Here is an 18,183-nt window from a genome sequence, read left to right on the forward strand (position 1 = left end):
CGACACGCGTAGGGGCCAGGGTGGTGAACCCCGGCCCCTACGCGTGGATTCCGTGCCGACGCCGAGCCGCCGGTGCCGTGCGGCACAGCGGCGGGGCGTGTGGGACGGGTCAGGACTTGCGCAGCAACGGCTTGGCCATGGCCCAGTAGGCGGCGGCGATGACGTTGAAGATGCCCATGCCGGGCGGCGACTCGACGTTCGACGGGTCGACCTTCGCGGTCATCAGCTCGGCGATGACCCCGTCGGGGACCATCCGCTCCTGCTGGAGCTGCCGCCGCCGGGTGCGCACCCAGGCCCGGTTGGTCCAGAGCCAACCCCAGCCGCGTGCCTTCTCCCGCCCCCAGCCGCCGAGCAGCGCGGCCACCAGCAGGGCCGCCTCGGTGAGCAGCAGCATCGGGGCCAGCACCACCAGGGTCCGCGTCTCGTACGCGGTGAGCAGCGAGATCAGCCTGTTGCGTTCCAGCAGGTAGTGCTTGAGCTTGTTGCGGGAGAACTCGTAGTGGTGCACCACCACGGCGTCCGGGACGTACTCCTGGCGCAGCCCGCGCTGCCACAGCCGCAGGCTGATCTCGGTGTCCTCGTGGTAGGCGAAGTACTCGGCGGCGAAGCCGTCCAGCTCCCTCCACAGCGCCCGGTTGATCACGAAGCAGCAGCCGCTGATCGACGGCACGGTGGTCCGCCGGGCGTGCGCGCTGGCGGGTTCGCCGTTGCCGCCGGCCCAGGACAGCCCGATGTAGTGCAGCGGGTTGCCGGAGGTGTTGATCAGGTCGGGGTTCTCGGCGAGCCGGATCGAGGCCATGGCCGCGCCGACACCGGGCTCGCCGGCCACCGCCACCGTCCGGGCCAGCGCGTCGGGGGCGACGACGGCGTCGGAGTTGACGAAGGCCAGCCACTCCCCGGTGGCCTCGGCGGCACCGACCCGGCAGCCGCCGGAGTAACCGGTGTTCTCCTCCGGCCGGACCACCCGTACCCCGGCGAAGCCCTTGACCACGTCGATGCCGTCACCGGTGCAGCCGTTGTCGACCACGATCAGCTCGATCTCGACGTCGGTGCTGGCCAGCACGGCGCGGGCGGCGTCGACCAGGTAGGGCTCGGCGCCGTAGGCGAGCATCACCGCGGACACCTGTGGGCGGGGCATCTAGAGACCTCCGGAGACGCCGGTGGCCACCACGTCGTCGAGTGGCCGGACGGGGGTGGGGGTGGCCGGGCGGGTGCCCCGGCGCAGCAGCAGGACGGCCATGGTGGCGGCCACCACGACGGAGCCGACCGCATAGGCCAGTTCGACGCGGAGCGCGATCGGGGCCGGGACGGCGGTGACGGCGAGCAGGGCGGTCACCCCGATCGTCCAGGAGATCGCCTGGGCGCGGTGCCGGTCCAGGGCGAGCAGGGCCTGGCCGAGGACCATGGCCCACAGGTAGGCGAGGGTGCCGACGGCCAGCCAGGCGAAGTCGCCGTGGCCGAGCACGCCTGGGGCGTCGAAGAGCCGGTGGACCAGCCAGGGGCCGAGCACCACCGCGCCGAGTGCCCCGGTGACGCCGAGGGCGGTGACCACGCCGAGCGCCCGGCGCAGCAGACCGTGGAAGCCGGTGACGTCGCCGGTGGTGGCGGTGGTGGCCAGGCCGGGCAGCAGGGACGCCTGCATCGAGCCGAAGACGAACAGCGGGATGCGGACCAGCACCAGGGCGGAGAGCAGCGCGCCGGCGGTGGCCACGTCGGCCGGGTCGAGCAGCCGCGCGTTGATCACACCGACGTTGACCACGACCTGGGAGAGCAGGCTGGAGACGGTGAGCAGGCCGAGGCCGCGCAGCAGGGTTCCCCAGGCGACGGGGACGCCGCCGCCGACGACGCGCAGCACCGGTGGGAGGGTCACCAGCACCGACAGCAGCGGGGCGACGACAAGCACCGCGCCGTACCAGACCGGGTCGGTGACGCCGCCGAGGCCGAGCCCGGCGACCAGCGCGATGCGCAGCCCGCCGTCGACCCCGAGCTGGGTGCCGTACCAGGGGAAGAGTTGCAGACCGGACAGCACGCCCCGGGTGGTGTAGGCGACGGCCATCGCCACCAGCGCACCGATCAGCACGGCGACCATGGTCCCGTCGCCGGCGAAGAGCCGGTCGGTCAGCGCCCGGTGGCCGGCGATGGTGGCCACGACCAGCAGCCCCAGCACGACGGTGGCGACGATCGCCCCCCGGGCCAGCACCGGGCCGGGGGGCAGCCCCTGGCTGCGGCGGGCGGCGACGACCCGGGCCACCTCCTGCTCGACCGGGATGAAGACGCCGATGCCGAGGGTGAACACGATCGACCAGAGCACCGACAGCGAGGAGTAGTCGGCGAGGTCGAGGGCGTGCCCGGCGACCGCGAGGTGCACGTAGGAGGCGAGCCCGAGCAGGGCCAGGCCGCCTCCGACGGCGAGGGTGCCGGGCGGGACGAGGTGGAGCAGTCGCCGCATCACCGGCGGATGAGCGCCAGGGTGAGCACCGCGAAGGCCCGGCCCAGGTAGATCATCGCCTTGGCGGGGGAGTGGCTGGGGGTGCCGGCCATCCGCTTGCGCATGGCGACCGGCACCTGACGGATCCGGTAGCCGCGTCGGGCGGTGTGCACCAGGGTCTCCACCGTGTCGCCGAGGTACTCGGCCGGGTACCAGCCGGCGAACATCTCGATGACCCGCCGGTTGGCGGCCCGGAAACCGGAGGTGGTGTCGGTCAGCCGGGTCTTGGCGACCCGGGAGAGCACCCCGGACAGCATCACCATCGCCCAGCGCCGGGGACCGCGCACCGAGTAGTCGCCCTCGCCGGCGAACCGGGCGCCGATGACCAGGTCGTTGTCGTCGAGCAGGTCGACCAGCTTCGGCACGTAGCGCGGGTCGTGCTGGCCGTCGGCGTCGATCTGGATGGCGACGTCGTAGTCGTTGTCCCGGGCGTAGCGGTAGCCCAGCCGCATCGCCCCACCCACCCCGAGGTTGTACGGCAGCTTGGCCACCAGGGCACCGGCGGCGGCGGCCACCGCGGCGGTGCGGTCGGTGGAGCCGTCGTCGACCACCAGCACGTCGACGCCGGGCAGTTCGCCACGGACCTCGCCGACCACGTCGGCGATCGACCCGGACTCGTTGAGCGCCGGGATGATGATCAGGACGCGCTTGCCGTTAACCATCGTGGGACACCAGTTCGTCTCGGGCGGCTGCGCCGGTCCGGGCGGTTTCGGCGAGGCGGGCGGCGCGCTCCGCCTCGATCTGGGCGCGGAGCAGGGCGAAGTCCTCGGCCAGGGTGCGGGTCTCCTCCTCCAGCGCGCTGACCTCCCAGCTCAGGTGTACGCAGACCAGCAACAGGAAGACGATGCCGAGGAAGAGCACCAGGCTGACGCCGGAGACCACCCCGAGAAAGCCGGCCACGTTGTCCAGCAGCCGGGGGAACAGCGACAACGGGATCACGATGACCAGGACGCCGAGCCAGAGCATGCCGTACTTCTCGCGGAGCTGCCGGCGGCGCAGCAGCTCGACGATGGTGGCGAGCAGGATCAGGCCGGTCAGACCGGTGACGAGGGTGAGCTTCATGCGACCTTCCACGGGGCGGGTGCAGTGGGGGAGTCGAAGGCGGCGGACAGCGCGTCGCGCCATTCCGGCAGGGGGGACAGGCCGGCCTCGGCCCAGCGGTCGTGCCCTAGCACACTGTACGCCGGTCGCGCGGCGGGACGCGGAAACCGGTCACTGGTGGTGGGCCGGACCCGGTCCGGGTCGAGCCCGGCGAGGGTGAAGGCGGCGCGGGCCAGGCCGTACCAGGTGGTCCGGCCGGTGCAGGTGCCGTGGTAGATCCCGGCCGGGGCCCGTCCGGCCAGGGCCGCGTCGGCGAGCGCCACCAGCTGGGTGGCCAGCGCGTACGACCAGGTGGGCTGGCCCTGCTGGTCGTCGACCACGTCGAGGTGCTCGCGGTTGGCGGCCAGACCGATCATCGTGGTGACGAAGTTTCGCCCGTGCGCCCCGTAGAGCCAGGCGGTCCGTACCAGGTAGCCGGTTTCGGGGAGGAATCGGACCACGGCCCGTTCCCCGGCGAGCTTGCTGCGGCCGTACGCGTTGACCGGGGCGGTGGGGGCGTCCTCGGCGTACGGGGTGTCGGCGTCGCCGGCGAAGACGTAGTCGGTGGACACGTGCACCAGCCGCGCGCCGTGCTCGGCGCAGGCGCGGGCGAGGTGGGCGACCGCGTCGCCGTTGACCGCGGTGGCCGCCGCCTCGTCCCGTTCGGCCCCGTCGACGTCGGTCCACGCGGCGGCGTTGAGCACCACGTGGTGACCGGCGACGGCGGCCCGGACCGCTCCGGCGTCGGTGATGTCCAGCTCGGGGCGGGTGACGGCGGTCACCTCGAGGTCGTCCCGGGCGGCCAGCACGGCGAGCAGGTCCCGGCCGAGCATGCCGCCCGCACCGGTGACGAGGACCCGGGTCATGCGGCAGGTGCCGTCTTCAGCGGCTCCCACCAGGCCCGGTTGTCCCGGTACCAGGCGACCGTCTGGGCCAGGCCCCGGTCGAGGTCGATGCTCGGGGCGTACCCCAGCTCGGTGTTGATCTTGCTGATGTCCAGCGAGTAGCGGCGGTCGTGGCCCTTGCGGTCGGTGACCGGGACGACCCGGTCCCAGCCGGCGTCGCAGGCCTCCAGCAGCCGCCCGGTCAGCTCCTTGTTGCTCAGCTCGGTGCCGCCGCCGATGTGGTAGACCTCGCCGGCGCGGCCGGCGTGCGCCACCATCGCGATGCCCCGGCAGTGGTCGTGCACGTGCAGCCAGTCCCGGACGTTGCCGCCGTCGCCGTAGAGCGGCACGGTCCCGCCGTCGAGCAGGTTGGTGACGAACAGCGGGACGACCTTCTCGGGGTACTGGTACGGGCCGTAGTTGTTGGAGCAGCGGGTGACCACCACGTCCATCCCGTGGGTCCGGTGGTAGGCCAGCGCCAGCAGGTCGGACCCGGCCTTGGCGGCGGAGTACGGCGAGTTCGGCGCGAGCGGCCAGCTCTCCGTCCAGGAGCCCTCGTCGATCGAGCCGTACACCTCGTCGGTGGAGACGTGCACGAACCGGCCGGTGCGGTGGCGCAGCGCGGCGTCCAGCAGGGTCTGGGTGCCGAGCACGTTGGTGGTGACGAACGGGGCGGCGCCGGTGATCGAGCGGTCGACGTGCGACTCGGCGGCGAAGTGCACGATCACGTCGTGCCCGGCCACCACCTCGTCGACCGTCGCCGGGTCGCAGATGTCACCCCGGACGAACCGCAGCCGGGGATCGTCGCGCACCGGGATCAGGTTGTCGAGGTTGCCGGAGTAGGTCAGCTTGTCCAGCACGGTCACCGCGGTGGGTTCGACGGCGGGCACCCCGGCGGCGTCGCCACCGGGCGCACCCAGCAGCATCCGTACGTACTCCGACCCGATGAATCCGGCTCCGCCGGTGACGAGAATCCTCACGGGGACGGAAGTGTACGCGCATCGGCCCGCCCGCCCGGGGAGCACGACCCCGGTGTCCGGTTCGCGTCGGTCCGGGTAGGCTCCCCCGGTGCGTGGAATCCTTCTCGCTGGTGGCACCGGGTCGCGGCTGTGGCCGCTCACCCGTGCGGTGTCCAAGCAGCTGATGCCGATCTTCGACAAGCCGATGGTCTACTACCCGCTGTCGACGCTGGTGATGTCCGGAATCCGGGAGATCCTGGTGATCACCACACCGGAGGACCAGGACCAGTTCCAGCGACTGCTCGGCGACGGTAGCCAGTGGGGGTTGCGACTGGAGTACGTCGCCCAGGCCCGCCCGGAGGGCATCGCGCAGGCGTTCGTCCTCGGCGCGGACTTCGTCGGCGACGACTCGGTGGCGCTGGTGCTGGGTGACAACATCTTCCACGGCGCCGGCCTGGGCCGGCAGTTGGCCGACAACGGCGACCTGGTCGGCGGGCGGGTCTTCGCGTACCCGGTGGCCAACCCGCAGGCGTACGGGGTGGTCGACTTCGACGCCGACGGGCGGGTGCTGTCGATCGAGGAGAAGCCGGCCCGGCCGAAGTCGCGTTACGCGGTGCCGGGGCTGTACTTCTATGACAACCGGGTGGTCGAGATCGCCGGCAAGCTCACCCCGAGCGCCCGGGGCGAGCTGGAGATCACCGCGGTCAACGAGGCGTACCGGGTGACCGGGGAGCTGTCGGTGACCGTGCTCGACCGGGGCACCGCCTGGCTGGACACCGGCACCTTCACCTCGATGATGCAGGCCGGCGAGTTCGTCCGGGTGATCGAGGAACGGCAGGGGATGAAGATCGGTTGCGTCGAGGAGGTCTGCTGGCGGGCCGGCCTGATCGACGACGACCAGCTCCGCGCGTTGGCCGATCCGCTGCTCAAGAGCGGTTACGGTGACTACCTGCTCGAACTGCTGGCCGACAAGCACGACGAGGTGGTGCTGCGCGGCGCGCAGCCGGGAACGGAGAGGGAGCGGTGAAGATCCGTCCGCTGAGCATCGAGGGCGCCTTCGAGGTCACCCCGCAGCAGCACGGCGACTCGCGGGGCCTGTTCATGGAGTGGTACCGCTTCGACCACCTCGCCGAGGCGGTGGGCCACCCGCTGCGGCTGGCCCAGGCCAACCTGTCGATCTCCGGCCGGGGGGTGGTGCGCGGCATCCACTTCGCCGACGTTCCGCCCGGCCAGGCCAAGTACATCACCTGCGTACGGGGCGCGGTGCTCGACGTGGTGGTGGATGTGCGGATCGGCTCGCCGACCTTCGGCCACTGGGAGGGTGTCCGGCTCGACGACACCGACCGCCGGGCGGTCTACCTGGCCGAGGGGCTCGGGCACGGCTTCTGCGCGCTGACCGACGACGCCACCCTGACCTACTTCTGCTCGACCACCTACAACCCGACCGGGGAACACGGGGTGCACCCGCTCGACCCGGAACTGGGCATCGAGTGGCCGGCCGAGACGCCGCAGTTGTCCGCCCGGGACGCGGCGGCGCCGACGTTCGCGCAGGCCCGCGCGGCGGGGCTGTTGCCGGACTACGCGTCCTGCCGGTCGTTCGTGGCCGGATTGGGACCGGACGGAATGTCGTACTCGGACGGGATCTGAGCGCCCGGACGACACGACCTGTGCTGTGACAGTGACGAACCGACCCTCCGGGCGGCTAGTGTCACATCATGGAGCGGCGAATCTTCGGCCTCGAGACCGAGTACGGCGTCACCTGTACCTATCGCGGGCAGCGGCGGCTGTCCCCTGACGAGGTCGCCCGGTATCTGTTCCGCCGGGTGGTCTCCTGGGGTCGGTCGAGCAACGTGTTCCTGCGCAACGGGGCACGGCTCTACCTGGATGTCGGGTCGCACCCGGAGTACGCCACTCCGGAGTGCGACTCGGTCACCGATCTGGTCGCCCACGACCGGGCCGGTGAGCGCATCCTGGAGGGCCTGCTCGTCGATGCGGAGAAGCGGCTGCACGACGAGGGCATCGCGGGTGAGATCTACCTGTTCAAGAACAACACCGACTCGGCCGGCAACTCGTACGGCTGCCACGAGAACTACCTGGTGTCCCGGCACGGCGAGTTCGGTCGGCTCGCCGACGTGCTCATCCCGTTCCTGGTCACCCGGCAGCTGATCTGCGGGGCCGGCAAGGTGTTGCAGACCCCGCGCGGTGCGGTCTACTGCCTGTCGCAGCGGGCCGAGCACATCTGGGAGGGCGTCTCCTCGGCGACCACCCGCAGCCGACCGATCATCAACACCCGCGACGAGCCGCACGCCGACGCCGAGCGGTACCGCAGACTGCACGTCATCGTCGGCGACTCCAACATGAACGAGGTCACCACGCTGCTCAAGGTCGGCTCGGCCGACATCGTGCTGCGGATGATCGAGGCCGGGGTGGTGATGCGCGACCTGTCCCTGGAGAACCCGATCCGGGCCATCCGGGAGGTGTCGCACGACATCACCGGCCGGCGCAAGGTGCGGCTCACCTCCGGCAAGGAGGTCAGCGCGCTGGAGATCCAGCAGGAGTACCTGGCCCGGGCCACCGAGTTCGTCGAGCGCCGGGGCGGCGACCAGACCGCCAAGCGGGTGGTGGAGCTGTGGGGCCGGGTGCTGAACGCGGTGGAGAACGGCAACCTGGACCCGGTGGCCCGGGAGATCGACTGGGTGAGCAAGCTCCGGCTGATCGAGCGTTACCAGCGCAAGCACGACCTGCCGCTGTCGCACCCCCGGGTGGCGCAGATGGACCTGGCCTACCACGACCTGCGCCGGGGTCGGGGCCTGTACGGGCTGCTGGAGCGGCGCGGTCAGGTCGACCGGGTGGCCACCGACCCGGAGATCTTCGAGGCCAAGGAGACCCCGCCGCAGACCACCCGGGCCCGGCTGCGCGGTGAGTTCATCCGGCACGCCCAGGAGAAGCGGCGCGACTTCACCGTCGACTGGGTGCATCTGAAGCTCAACGACCAGGCGCAGCGCACCGTGCTCTGCAAGGACCCGTTCCGGGCGTACGACGAGCGGGTGGAGCGGTTGATCGCCAGCATGTGACCGGGTGGGCCGGCGGCCGACATCGACCGTCGGCCCCACCGGTACGCTGGCGGGGCGATGAACGACTCCGAACCCACCGACCGTGAGCGCGGCGACGCCGAGCGGCTCACCTGGATCGAGCGCCGCCGGGCGAAGATCCGGGACGAGGTCGCCCGCAACCGTCGGGGCGAGTACACCGTGCCGACCTGGGTGCTGGCCGTGGCGCTGGTCGCCATCGTGGGCGGCTGGCTCGCACTGGTCTTCCTGGCCGGATGAGTCTCTTCCTGGCCGGTTGAGTCGTCCCGGTCGGGTCAGCCGGCCAGCGCGGCGGCGTGCCGTCCGGCGGCTGCCGCCGCGAGGAAGTAGGCGTGGTCGGCGTCCAGGCCACGGCCCATCGTGGACAGCTTCACCGGACACCCGCGCAGCGCGGCGTCCAGGCCCTCGGTGCCGACCCGGACCAGGGTGTGCCGGGCGGCCAGCGGGGCCAACGCGGCGTCCACCTGGGCCGCCAGTGCGACCGGAAGGTCGCCCGGCACCACCAGGTCCGCCGGGGCCAGCGCCACCCGGCCGTACGCGGTGAGACTGTGGTGCGAGACGCCCCGGTGCCGGGGGCGGGCGTCGGCGTCGGAGATCCGTAGTGAGCCTACCGGCCGGCCACCGAGCACTGCCACCGCGTTGACCGCCTCACCGACGGCGACCCCGGAGAATCCCCACCGGGTGCCGGTGCCCAGGTTGCCGGGGCCCTGCGCGACGATCGCCACGTCGGCGCGGAGCACGTGCCGGGCGGCCAGCAGACCGGTGTGCAGGGTGGTCGCCTCCAGGTCCCCGCCGAACGCCTGCCCGACGCTGATCGTGCCGACGAGCGTGTCCCGCAGCCCGTCGAGGGTGCGGGAGAACCAGGCCGGCAGCGCGCCACCGTCGGTGAGCAGGTACGCGACCCGGGCCCGCGGGGCGTCGGCGTGGATGCCGGCGAGGACGGCAGGCAGGGCGGAGTGCAGGTCGGCGGTGACCACCGGCAGGCCGTCCAGGGTGTCGACGTCGGCGAGCAGCGCGTGGTGCGGCGACGCCTCCTCGTCGACCCCCAGCAGGATCGGCTGGAGCGGGGTGTACCGGGCCTTGACCAGGTGCCCGGCGTCGCGGGTGTCGCCGGCCTGCGCCGGGTCGGCGGGCAGCCGGTCGGGCAGGGCCACCACCAGGGCGTACCCGCCGGTGCCGAGGCCCATCAGCAGCGCCCCGGCGTTGAGCAGCACCCGGTCGCCGGGCTCCGGGTCACCGACCAGCTCCGGGTAGGCCAGGGCGCGCATGGCGGTCCCGTCGGGCAGGGCGACGTCGATCTCCACCGCGCCGGCCCACCGTCGTCGTACCGCCGTGACCGTTCCCGACCGCCATCGCACCATGCCCGGCACGCTATCGGCGGCCGCCCGGGCGACCGCGTGCGGGTCCGCCGTCACTCAGGCCGGCCCGGCCATGTCCTGGTCGGACCCCTGCCCGGCAGGTCGGGCGTCGGCGGCGGGGTCGGTCCGTTCCCGGGTGATCCGGGCCTGCGCCGTCGAGTCGCGCTCTTCCTGGGTACGCCGGGCGCGTCGGTCGGTGACGCCGGGCAGCGACCGGGTGGGGTCCAGGAAGACGTATCCGATCTCCGGATAGCGGCCGGTGAGCCGCCGCTCGGCCTCGTCGGCGGCAGCCTCGATGTCGGCCCCGGTCGCCTCGTCCCGGAAGTCGACCTTGGCAGCCACCAGGATGTCCTCCGGACCGAGCTGCATGGTCAGCAGGGTGTCGATCCGGTCCACCGTCGGCAGGGCGGCCAGTTCCGCCTCGATCTCCTGGTGCAGCCGCTCGGGCACCGCCCGGCCGACCAGCAGCGAGATGTTGCTCTTGGCGAGGATGCCGGCGACGACGAGCAGCAGCAGACCGATCAGGATCGAGGCCAGACCGTCCCACAGCTCGTCGCCGGTCCACTCGGACAGGCCCAGCCCGACGCCGGCGATGAGCAGGCCGATCAGGGCGGCGCTGTCCTCCAGGAACACCGCCTTGACGGTGGTGTCGGCGGTCAGCCGCAGGAACCGGCGGGGGGTGGTCCGCCAACGGCGGGACTCGCCGCGCACCTGGCGTACCGCGCGGGCCAGCGACACCGACTCGATGGCGAAGGAGACAGCCAGCACGACGTACGAGATCAGGTAGTTGCCGCTGTGCTCGTGGACCAGGATGGTGGTCACGCCGTGGGTGATGGCGAAGCCGGCCCCGGCGACGAAGGTGAACAGCGCGGCGAGGAACGCCCAGACGTAGCTCTCCTTGCCGTACCCGAAGGGGTGGCGGACGTCGGCGGGCCGGGCGCCCCGGCGCAGCGCCAGGTAGAGCAGCACCTCGGTGGTGGTGTCGGCGACCGAGTGGGCCGCCTCGGAGAGCATCGCGGCCGAGCCGGAGAGCACCCCGGCGACCAGCTTGGCCACCGCGATGGCGAGGTTGGCCGTCCCCGCCACCACGACGGTGCCGACGCTCTCGGTCTTGACTTCGGCTTCCGACATGCGGTCACCGTAAGTCCCCGGAGCCCGTCCCGCCCGGAGCGGCCGGCCGGCTGGGCGGGGGCTGGGCGGGGGCTGGGCGGGGTGATCAAGAGGTAAAGGTCATGTTGATCTCGGGTGATGACGCAAAGCTCTTGATCAACCGGGAAAGGCGGCGGGGTGGGGGTGGGAGGGGGGAGGAGGGAGGAGGGGGTGGGAGGGGGAGTGGAGGGGGTGGGGGTGGGGGTGGGGGTGGGGGTGGGGGTGGGGGTGGTGGGGACGCCGGGGTGCGGCGTGGGTGCACGGGTTTACGGGCCGGGCTGCTAGCGTTCACCCGTGTCGCGGAGTCGTACCGAACGCCTGGTCAACCTGGTGATCTGTCTGCTGTCCACCAGGCGGTTCCTGACCGCCGCGCAGATCGCCGCGACGGTGCCCGGCTACGAGCACGATCCGGAGGACGCCAAGGAGCACGAGGCGTTCCAGCGTAAGTTCGAGCGGGACAAGGCCGAACTGCGCGAGCTGGGGGTGCCGTTGGAGACCGGGACGGCAAGCGTCTTCGACGCCGAGCCCGGTTACCGGATCGCCCACCGGGAGTACGCCCTGCCCGACATCCCGCTCGCACCGGACGAGGCCGCCGCGGTGGGCATCGCCGCCCGGTTGTGGCAGCACGCCGGGCTGGCCGCCGCCGCCTCCTCCGGGCTGGCCAAGCTGCGCGCGGCCGGGGTGGACGTCGACCCGCAGGCCACCCTGGGGCTGGAACCGATGGTCACCGTCGACCCGTCGTTCGCCCCGCTCACCGCCGCCGCCCGGGACCGCCGCGAGGTCACCTTCGACTACCGGGTGCCGGACCGGGACGCCCCGACCCGCCGCCGGTTGCAGCCGTGGGGGGTGGTCTGCTGGCGGGGTCGCTGGTATGTCGTCGGGCACGACCGGGACCGCGCGGCGACCCGCTGCTTCCGGCTCTCCCGGGTGGTCGGCGTGGTCCGGGCCACCGGTGCGCCGGGCGCCTACGACCCGCCCCCGGGGCTCGACCTGATCAGCCATGTCGCCCGCTGGTCCGGGCCGGTCGAGCGGACCGGCCGGGCCACCGTGCTGGCCGTCGCCGGCCGGGCCGCCGGTCTGCGCCGGTGGGCCGTGCAGAGCGTGCCCGGTCCGGACGGCGACCACCTGGTGCTGCCGTACGCCGATCCGGAGTCGCTGGCCGGCCAGCTCGTCGGCTACGGCCCGGACGTCCGGGTGCTGGAACCACCCGAGGTGCGGGACGCGGTGATCCAACGGCTCAAGGAGATCGCCGCCCGGCACGACGAGCTGGCCGTGGCCGGTGGTGCCCGATGACCCGCCCCGCCGCCCGCAGCGGCTCCCGTACCTCGGCCGACCGGCTGGCCCGGCTGCTGAACCTGGTGCCCTACCTGCTGGCCCGGCCGGGCATCGAGGTCGCCGAGGCCGCCGGTGACCTGGGTGTCACCGAACGGCAGCTACGCGAGGACCTGGAGCTGCTCTGGGTCTGCGGCCTGCCCGGCTACGGCCCGGGTGACCTGATCGACATGGCCTTCGACGGTGACCGGGTGACGATCACCTACGACGCCGGCATCGACCGGCCGCTGCGGCTCACCCCGGACGAGGCGTTGGCACTGGTGGTGGCGCTGCGGATGCTCGCCGAGACGCCGGGGGTGGCCAACCGGGAGGCGGTCGAGCGGGCCCTCGCCAAGATCGAGAACGCGGCCGGTGACCTGGTCGGTGCCCCGGTGGCGGTCCGGCTGCCCGGTGAGGGTCGACGGGAGCAGGAGCTGCGGGCCGCGGTGGAACGCCGTCGGGCGCTGCGGATCACCTACTACACCGCTGCCCGGGACGAGAGCACCGACCGCACCATCGACCCGCTGCGGATGCTGATGGTCGACGGCCGGGCGTACGTCGAAGCGTGGTGCCGCCGGGCCGAGGCGGTGCGGTTGTTCCGGGCCGACCGGATCGACGCGGTGGTCGAGCTGGACGAGCCGGCCGTGGTGCCGCCGCAGGCCCGACCGCACGACCTGCGCCAGGGGATCTTCCGCCCCGCCCCGGACCTGCCGCTGATCACGCTGCGGATCGGCCGGGGGGAACGGTGGATCACCGAGTACTACCCGTGCGAGCGGGTCGAGGTCGACGGCGACCGGTGGGTGGTGTCGCTGCGGGTGACCGATCTCGGCTGGGCCCGCCGCTTCGTGCTCGGGCTGGGCCCGGACGTCACGGTGGTCGCCCCGGCCGAGCTGGCCACCCAGGTACGCGCCCAGGCCGCCGCCGCGCTGGAGGCGTACGCCACCCCGGTCTCGGCCGGCCCGGTGGGCCCGGTGCACGCCCGGTAGGCTGACCGCCGTGGTGAAGTGGATCGTTCTCGCGGTGCTGCTGTTCGCGCTTGTCGTGTTGGCCCTGGCGGTCCGTCCGGTGCTGGTGCGGCTGCCCCGGTTGCGCCGGGCTGCGGTGGCGTTGCAGCGCCGCCAGGCCGACGCGGAGGTGTTGCGGCACAGCGCCGAGGCGTTGCAGGAGCGGGCCGAGGCGCTCCAGCGGCAGACCGGGACGACCCAGCAGCGACTGGAAGTGATCAAGGCCAAGCGCGGGAAGTGATCGACACCGGTCGGTGCACCGCGCGTCCGCTGCGCGCCCGACGTCCGGTTCCCGCAGCTCTGCACCCGTCCAGGTGGTTGACGGGACAGTCAGCGGTGGTCGAGACTTCACCGGCCGGACCGCATCAGCGGTGGCCCGGCGGGTGGCAGTGGCCCGTCACGCACGTACGATGGGCTTCGACACACCCCTCGACACAGAGCGACTGGAGCTTCCCATGGGTGCCCTCAAGCCGTGGCACATCGCCGTACTCGTGGTCGTGCTGATCCTGCTCTTCGGCGCGAAGCGGCTTCCCGACGCGGCCCGTTCGCTCGGCCGTTCGCTGCGGATCATCAAGGCAGAGACCAAGAGCCTGGCCGACGACGACCGCGACCTGGCCGAGAAGGCCGACGCGCAGTCCGGCTACCAGCCGCTGCCGCCCCAGCAGCCGGTGCAGCAGCAGCCGTACGCCCAGCCCCAGCAGCCGTACGCCCAGCCGCAGTACGCCCCGCAGCAGGCTCCGCAGCAGCCGGTCGCCCCGCCGGTCGACCCGGTGCAGCGCGTCCGCGACAACTGACCGAAGGGCCCGATCACCGTGGCCTTCGCGCTCCGTAAACGCGGCCCCAGCACCTTCGAACGGGCCTCCGACGGCTCCATGACCCTCATGGAGCACATCCGCGAGCTGCGGAACCGACTGTTCCGCGCCTCGCTGGCGATCGTGGTGGGCTTCGGGCTGGGCATCTGGCTGGCCGGCCCGGTGCTGCACCTGCTCCAGCAGCCCTACTGCGACCTGCCCAAGGCCCGGCTGGCCAACGGGCTGTGCAACTTCGTCCAGCTCGGTCCGGCCGACCTGTTCCTGCTCCAACTGAAGGTGGGGCTCTGGGTCGGCCTGATCGTCGCCGCCCCGGTCTGGCTCTACCAGCTCTGGGCGTTCATCGCCCCCGGCCTGCACCGGCACGAGCGGCGCTACGCGTACATCTTCACCGCGCTCGCCGCGCCGCTGTTCGCCGCCGGTGCGGTGCTTGCCTACTTCGTCACCTCCAAGGGTCTGGAGTTCCTGCTCAACGTCTCCGGCGGCGGGGACATCACCACCACCCTGGACATCACCCGCTACATCTCGTTCATCACCAACCTGATCCTGTTGTTCGGGGTGGCGTTCGAGTTCCCGCTGCTGGTGCTGATGCTCAACTTCGTCGGGTTGGCCAGCGCCCGGAAGCTGTTGAGCTGGTGGCGGGTGGCGATCTTCGTGTTCTTCGCCTTCTCCGCAGTGGTGACGCCCACTCCCGACCCGTTCGGGATGACCGCGCTGGCGCTCTGCCTCTCCGCGCTCTACTTCGCCGCGGTCGGGGTGGCGTTCCTCAACGACAGGCGTAAGGGCCGGGGCAAGGCGTCCTACGCCGGGCTGAGCGACGACGAGGTGTCACCGTTGGAGCTGGACGACGATCCGGTGGTGGCCACTCCGGAGCTGGAACTGTCCGAGCCGGTGGGCGTCTCCGAGCCGGTGGCCCCGCCCCGACCGATCGACCGTCGTTTCGACGACATGACCTGATCACTGCTGGTTCCGTACCATCCGACGCCGCTCCCGCCCTGCCGGGAGCGGCGTCGTGCGTCCCGCCCCGGGGGCGACACCTTTCCGGGGGAACGTGGGGGCGGCAGGGGCGGCCCTCTCCCCGCCTCCTACCGACGGGTGGGCTGCCCGGCGGTGGTGGGCGGCCGGTGGGGGAGATCGGCGTCGTAGCGGAGTCGGGCGGCCTGCACCTCGGCCAGGTGGGTGGTGGCCCAGGACTCCAGGCCGGAGACGAGGTCGAGCAGGCTGCGGCCCAGCTTGGTGAGGGCGTAGTCGACCCGGGGCGGCACACTGGCGTGCACCGTGCGGGTGACCAGGCCGTCGCGTTCCAACCCGCGCAGGGTCTGGGTGAGCATCTTCTGGCTGATTCCGTCGATGCGCTCGGCCAACTCGCCGTAGCGCCGGTCGCCGGCGGCGAGAGTCAGCACGACGAGCACGCTCCACCGGTCGCCGATCCGGTCGAGGACCTGTCTGCTGCCGCAGTCGCGGTGGAACGGGTCGGGGTGCATCACTTCACTCTCTTTCGGTGCGTCACAAACTTCAAGGTGCCTACTCTCCGAAGGGAAGTATTGCTGATGGCCTGCGTGTTGACCACTACGACAACAGCACCCACCCGAAGGAGAACGCGATGTCCGTCGTCGTCACCGGGGCCACCGGCCACCTGGGCCGCCTGATCGTCGAGTCCCTGCTGCGTCGGGGCGTACCCGCCGGGCGGATCGTGGCGCTGGGGCGGGACGTGGGCCGACTCCGCGACCTCGCCGACCGGGGCGTCACGGTCCGGGCGGCCGACTACACCGACCGCGACTCGCTGCGCGCCGCCTTCGCCGACGCCGAGCAGCTGATGTTCGTCTCCGGCAGCGAGGTCGGCCAGCGGGTGCCCCAGCACCGCAACGTGATCACCGCGGCCCGCGAGGCCGGTGTCGGGCTGGTCGTCTACACCAGCATCGCCCACGCCGACACCTCCGACCTGCTGCTGGCAGCCGAACACCGGGTCACCGAGGAGGAGTTGGGTGCCTCCGGCCTGCCGTACGTGCTGCTGCGCAACAGCTGGTACCTGGAGAACTACACCGGCCAACTGGCCGGCTACCTGGAGCACGGGGTCGCCGGGTCGGCCGGCGACGGTCGGGTCAGCGCCGCCACCCGGGCCGACTACGCCGAGGCTGCCGCCGAGGTGCTCACCACCGAAGGACACGCCGGCCGGGTCTACGAGCTGGGCGGCGAGGCGTTCACCCTGACCGAGTTGGCCGCCGAGGTGTCCCACCAGAGTGGACAGGAGGTGCGCTACACCGACCTGCCGGTGCCGGCGTACACCGCGCTGCTGGTCTCGGCCGGGCTGCCCGAGCCGTACGCCGCGATCCTGGCCGACGCCGACCGGGGCCTCGCCCGGGGCGCGCTGTACGTCCCCGTCGAGGACCTGGAGAAGCTGCTTGGTCGTCGGCCCACCACCCTCGCCGAGGCGCTCCGCGCCGCCCGCTGAACCCGACCGGGGAACACGGAGGCGGGGCGGGATAACCGGTGGGGGCACACCACCGGCCCACCCGACAATGCTCGACATGGATCACCAGACGCTGGTGCGGGTCAGCAAGCGGATCTCGCTGGCCCTGCGCCACCAGCCCGCCCGATTCGGCCTCACCCCCGACCCGGGCGGGTGGGTGCCCGTGGTCGATCTGCTGGCGGCCGTCCGGATCGACCGGGCCGATCTCGACGCCGTCGTCAGCGGCAACGACAAGCAGCGCTTCGCGGTGACCCGGGACGCCGACGGGGTCGAGCGGATCCGGGCCAGCCAGGGTCACTCGTACCCGGTCGACCTGGGGCTGACCGCCGAACCGCCACCCGCCCGGCTCTTCCACGGCACCGGGGACGCCGCGCTCGACTCGATCCGGGCCACCGGGCTGCACCGGGGCGGACGGCACCACGTACACCTGTCGCCGGACGTGGCGACGGCCCGGCGGGTCGGGGCCCGGCGGGGCGGCGCGGTGGTGGTGCTGACCGTCGACGCGGCGGCGATGGCCCGCGACGGGCACGCCTTCTACCGCAGCGCCAACGGGGTGTGGCTCACCGACGCGGTGCCGCCGGCCTATCTGACCTGGCCACCGACGGACCCGGGGGCGTCCCGGTGAACGACGTGGCGTGGTCGGTGGCCCACTGGTGGAAGGTCCGCGCCGGCCTGCCGAGCAGCTCGGACACCGTCGAGGTGACGTGTGCCGGGCGGCCCGTCGCGGCGTTCCAGGCGGCCAGGAGCATGTCCACCGCCGGCCGGGCGGCTTGCGGGCTCTGCTGCCGGAACTCGTCGGGCGGCAGCTCCTCGAACGTCAGCCGGCGGCCCAGCGCGTCGCCGAGGATGCGTACCTGTTCGGCCTGGGTGAGCGACTCGGGGCCGGTCAGGACGTAGTCGCCGCCGACGTGTCCGTCCTCGCGCAGGGTCCGCGCGACGACCTCGGCCACGTCCCGGTCGTCGACCGGGGCGGTCTCGGCCGCGCCGTGGGGCCACCGGACCACGCCGTCGCCACGGACCGCGGTGGCCCACCAGGACAGGGCGTTCGACGCGAACATCCCCGGCCGGACGATCGTCGAGTCGAGGCCGGTGGCCGCGATGAGCCGCTCGATCTCGGCGTGCAGCGCCGCCATCGGGTTCGGCTGCTGGAAGAACGGGTGCGGGGTGCGGTGCGGGGCGGACAGGTGGACGACCCGCCGGGCGTGGGCGGCCAGCCGGTCGACGACGGCCGCTGCGGTCTGTGGCGGAGCGGTCCAGACCAGGAGGACCGTGCTGACGCCGGCCAGCGCGGCGTCGAGCGACCCGGGCACGGTGAGATCGCCGGTGACGATCTCGACGGTGCCGGGCAGCTCCGCGGCAGACTCGGCCCGGCGCACCAGGGCGCGGACCGGTACGCCCGCGTCGGTCAGCAGGTCGGTCACGGCGCGGCCGACGCGGCCGGTCGCCCCGGTGACGAGTATCGGGGGCTCCCCCGGTGGTGTCGGTAGCTCTGCCGGTGTCGACCGGGTGCGTGGGGTGTCGATTCGTGCCATGGTCGCCATCTTTTCGTTACCGAGTTAAAAAGGCAACCAGGTAATAACTG

General features: G+C 72.6%; 21 protein-coding genes. 11 read left to right on the forward strand and 10 right to left on the reverse strand.

Annotated elements, in window-relative coordinates:
• Positions 1 to 109: 109 nt before the first annotated feature.
• Genes OHQ87_RS08305 through rfbB form a run of 6 tightly spaced genes read right to left on the reverse strand, consistent with a single transcriptional unit; the run spans position 110 to position 5,432 of the window.
• Complete coding sequence (locus OHQ87_RS08305; protein WP_328346543.1) at positions 110 to 1,138, reverse strand: glycosyltransferase family 2 protein; 1,029 nt, start codon at positions 1,136 to 1,138, stop codon at positions 110 to 112.
• Complete coding sequence (locus OHQ87_RS08310) at positions 1,139 to 2,449, reverse strand: lipopolysaccharide biosynthesis protein (RefSeq protein ID WP_328346544.1); 1,311 nt, start codon at positions 2,447 to 2,449, stop codon at positions 1,139 to 1,141.
• Positions 2,449 to 3,150 (reverse strand): glycosyltransferase family 2 protein, encoded by a 702-nt coding sequence (locus OHQ87_RS08315; protein WP_328346545.1) that lies wholly within the window; start codon positions 3,148 to 3,150, stop codon positions 2,449 to 2,451. The genes OHQ87_RS08310 and OHQ87_RS08315 overlap by 1 nt, the downstream gene beginning before the upstream one ends.
• Positions 3,143 to 3,550 carry a DUF2304 domain-containing protein gene (locus OHQ87_RS08320; protein ID WP_328346546.1) on the reverse strand — a complete coding sequence of 136 codons (408 nt, stop codon included), beginning with the start codon at positions 3,548 to 3,550 and terminating at the stop codon, positions 3,143 to 3,145. The genes OHQ87_RS08315 and OHQ87_RS08320 overlap by 8 nt, the downstream gene beginning before the upstream one ends.
• Complete coding sequence (rfbD, locus tag OHQ87_RS08325; protein WP_328346547.1) at positions 3,547 to 4,434, reverse strand: dTDP-4-dehydrorhamnose reductase; 888 nt, start codon at positions 4,432 to 4,434, stop codon at positions 3,547 to 3,549. Before rfbD ends, OHQ87_RS08320 begins: the two co-directional genes overlap by 4 nt.
• Positions 4,431 to 5,432 (reverse strand): dTDP-glucose 4,6-dehydratase, encoded by a 1,002-nt coding sequence (gene rfbB, locus OHQ87_RS08330; RefSeq protein ID WP_328346549.1) that lies wholly within the window; start codon positions 5,430 to 5,432, stop codon positions 4,431 to 4,433. The genes rfbD and rfbB overlap by 4 nt, the downstream gene beginning before the upstream one ends.
• A gap of 88 nt (positions 5,433 to 5,520) precedes the next feature.
• Between rfbB and rfbA the strand changes: the two genes are divergently transcribed.
• From rfbA to OHQ87_RS08350, 4 genes are all read left to right on the forward strand, one after another.
• On the forward strand, positions 5,521 to 6,438 hold the full coding sequence (rfbA, locus tag OHQ87_RS08335) for a glucose-1-phosphate thymidylyltransferase RfbA (protein ID WP_328346552.1): 918 nt from the start codon (positions 5,521 to 5,523) through the stop codon (positions 6,436 to 6,438).
• On the forward strand, positions 6,435 to 7,058 hold the full coding sequence (locus tag OHQ87_RS08340; protein ID WP_328346554.1) for a dTDP-4-dehydrorhamnose 3,5-epimerase family protein: 624 nt from the start codon (positions 6,435 to 6,437) through the stop codon (positions 7,056 to 7,058). The genes rfbA and OHQ87_RS08340 overlap by 4 nt, the downstream gene beginning before the upstream one ends.
• 68 nt (positions 7,059 to 7,126) lie before the next feature.
• Entirely contained in the window at positions 7,127 to 8,485 is a 1,359-nt protein-coding gene (gene pafA / locus OHQ87_RS08345) for a Pup--protein ligase (protein ID WP_328346555.1), read from the forward strand.
• A 57-nt stretch (positions 8,486 to 8,542) separates the two neighbouring features.
• Positions 8,543 to 8,740: a hypothetical protein gene (locus tag OHQ87_RS08350; protein ID WP_328346556.1), complete on the forward strand. Its 198-nt coding sequence runs from the start codon at positions 8,543 to 8,545 to the stop codon at positions 8,738 to 8,740.
• Positions 8,741 to 8,775: 35 nt separating this feature from the next.
• Here the strand turns inward: OHQ87_RS08350 and OHQ87_RS08355 are convergent, their stop codons facing one another.
• Together OHQ87_RS08355 and OHQ87_RS08360 are read right to left on the reverse strand one after the other, a co-directional pair.
• Complete coding sequence (locus OHQ87_RS08355) at positions 8,776 to 9,861, reverse strand: DUF3866 family protein (protein WP_328346557.1); 1,086 nt, start codon at positions 9,859 to 9,861, stop codon at positions 8,776 to 8,778.
• A 54-nt stretch (positions 9,862 to 9,915) separates the two neighbouring features.
• Positions 9,916 to 10,989, reverse strand: coding sequence for a cation diffusion facilitator family transporter (locus OHQ87_RS08360; protein ID WP_328346559.1), 1,074 nt, complete (start codon positions 10,987 to 10,989; stop codon positions 9,916 to 9,918).
• A gap of 312 nt (positions 10,990 to 11,301) precedes the next feature.
• Between OHQ87_RS08360 and OHQ87_RS08365 the strand changes: the two genes are divergently transcribed.
• The 5 genes from OHQ87_RS08365 to tatC all read left to right on the forward strand — a co-directional run bounded on the left by OHQ87_RS08365 (position 11,302) and on the right by tatC (position 15,088).
• Positions 11,302 to 12,300, forward strand: a complete 999-nt coding sequence (locus tag OHQ87_RS08365) for a helix-turn-helix transcriptional regulator (RefSeq protein ID WP_328346561.1) — start codon at positions 11,302 to 11,304, stop codon at positions 12,298 to 12,300.
• On the forward strand, positions 12,297 to 13,304 hold the full coding sequence (locus OHQ87_RS08370) for a helix-turn-helix transcriptional regulator (protein ID WP_328346563.1): 1,008 nt from the start codon (positions 12,297 to 12,299) through the stop codon (positions 13,302 to 13,304). Before OHQ87_RS08365 ends, OHQ87_RS08370 begins: the two co-directional genes overlap by 4 nt.
• Before the next feature lie 10 nt (positions 13,305 to 13,314).
• Positions 13,315 to 13,563, forward strand: a complete 249-nt coding sequence (locus tag OHQ87_RS08375; RefSeq protein ID WP_328346565.1) for a hypothetical protein — start codon at positions 13,315 to 13,317, stop codon at positions 13,561 to 13,563.
• 214 nt (positions 13,564 to 13,777) lie between these two features.
• Complete coding sequence (tatA, locus tag OHQ87_RS08380) at positions 13,778 to 14,116, forward strand: Sec-independent protein translocase subunit TatA (RefSeq protein ID WP_328346567.1); 339 nt, start codon at positions 13,778 to 13,780, stop codon at positions 14,114 to 14,116.
• A gap of 18 nt (positions 14,117 to 14,134) precedes the next feature.
• The gene (gene tatC / locus OHQ87_RS08385; RefSeq protein ID WP_328346569.1) at positions 14,135 to 15,088 is read left to right on the forward strand and encodes a twin-arginine translocase subunit TatC; all 954 of its coding nucleotides are present in this window, start codon (positions 14,135 to 14,137) and stop codon (positions 15,086 to 15,088) included.
• Between the two features lie 128 nt (positions 15,089 to 15,216).
• Here the strand turns inward: tatC and OHQ87_RS08390 are convergent, their stop codons facing one another.
• Complete coding sequence (locus OHQ87_RS08390) at positions 15,217 to 15,615, reverse strand: winged helix-turn-helix transcriptional regulator (RefSeq protein ID WP_328346571.1); 399 nt, start codon at positions 15,613 to 15,615, stop codon at positions 15,217 to 15,219.
• 119 nt (positions 15,616 to 15,734) lie between these two features.
• On the opposite strand from OHQ87_RS08390, the gene OHQ87_RS08395 reads away from it, so the two are divergent.
• Together OHQ87_RS08395 and OHQ87_RS08400 are read left to right on the forward strand one after the other, a co-directional pair.
• Positions 15,735 to 16,583, forward strand: a complete 849-nt coding sequence (locus OHQ87_RS08395; RefSeq protein WP_328346573.1) for an SDR family oxidoreductase — start codon at positions 15,735 to 15,737, stop codon at positions 16,581 to 16,583.
• A 76-nt stretch (positions 16,584 to 16,659) separates the two neighbouring features.
• Positions 16,660 to 17,226, forward strand: a complete 567-nt coding sequence (locus OHQ87_RS08400) for an RNA 2'-phosphotransferase (RefSeq protein WP_328346574.1) — start codon at positions 16,660 to 16,662, stop codon at positions 17,224 to 17,226.
• Here OHQ87_RS08400 and OHQ87_RS08405 read toward each other — a convergent pair.
• Positions 17,162 to 18,133: an NAD(P)H-binding protein gene (locus OHQ87_RS08405; RefSeq protein WP_328346576.1), complete on the reverse strand. Its 972-nt coding sequence runs from the start codon at positions 18,131 to 18,133 to the stop codon at positions 17,162 to 17,164. The genes OHQ87_RS08400 and OHQ87_RS08405 overlap by 65 nt on opposite strands.
• Positions 18,134 to 18,183 lie beyond the last annotated feature (50 nt).

It is taken from the genome of Micromonospora sp. NBC_00421, from assembly GCF_036017915.1.
Lineage (GTDB): Bacteria > Actinomycetota > Actinomycetes > Mycobacteriales > Micromonosporaceae > Micromonospora.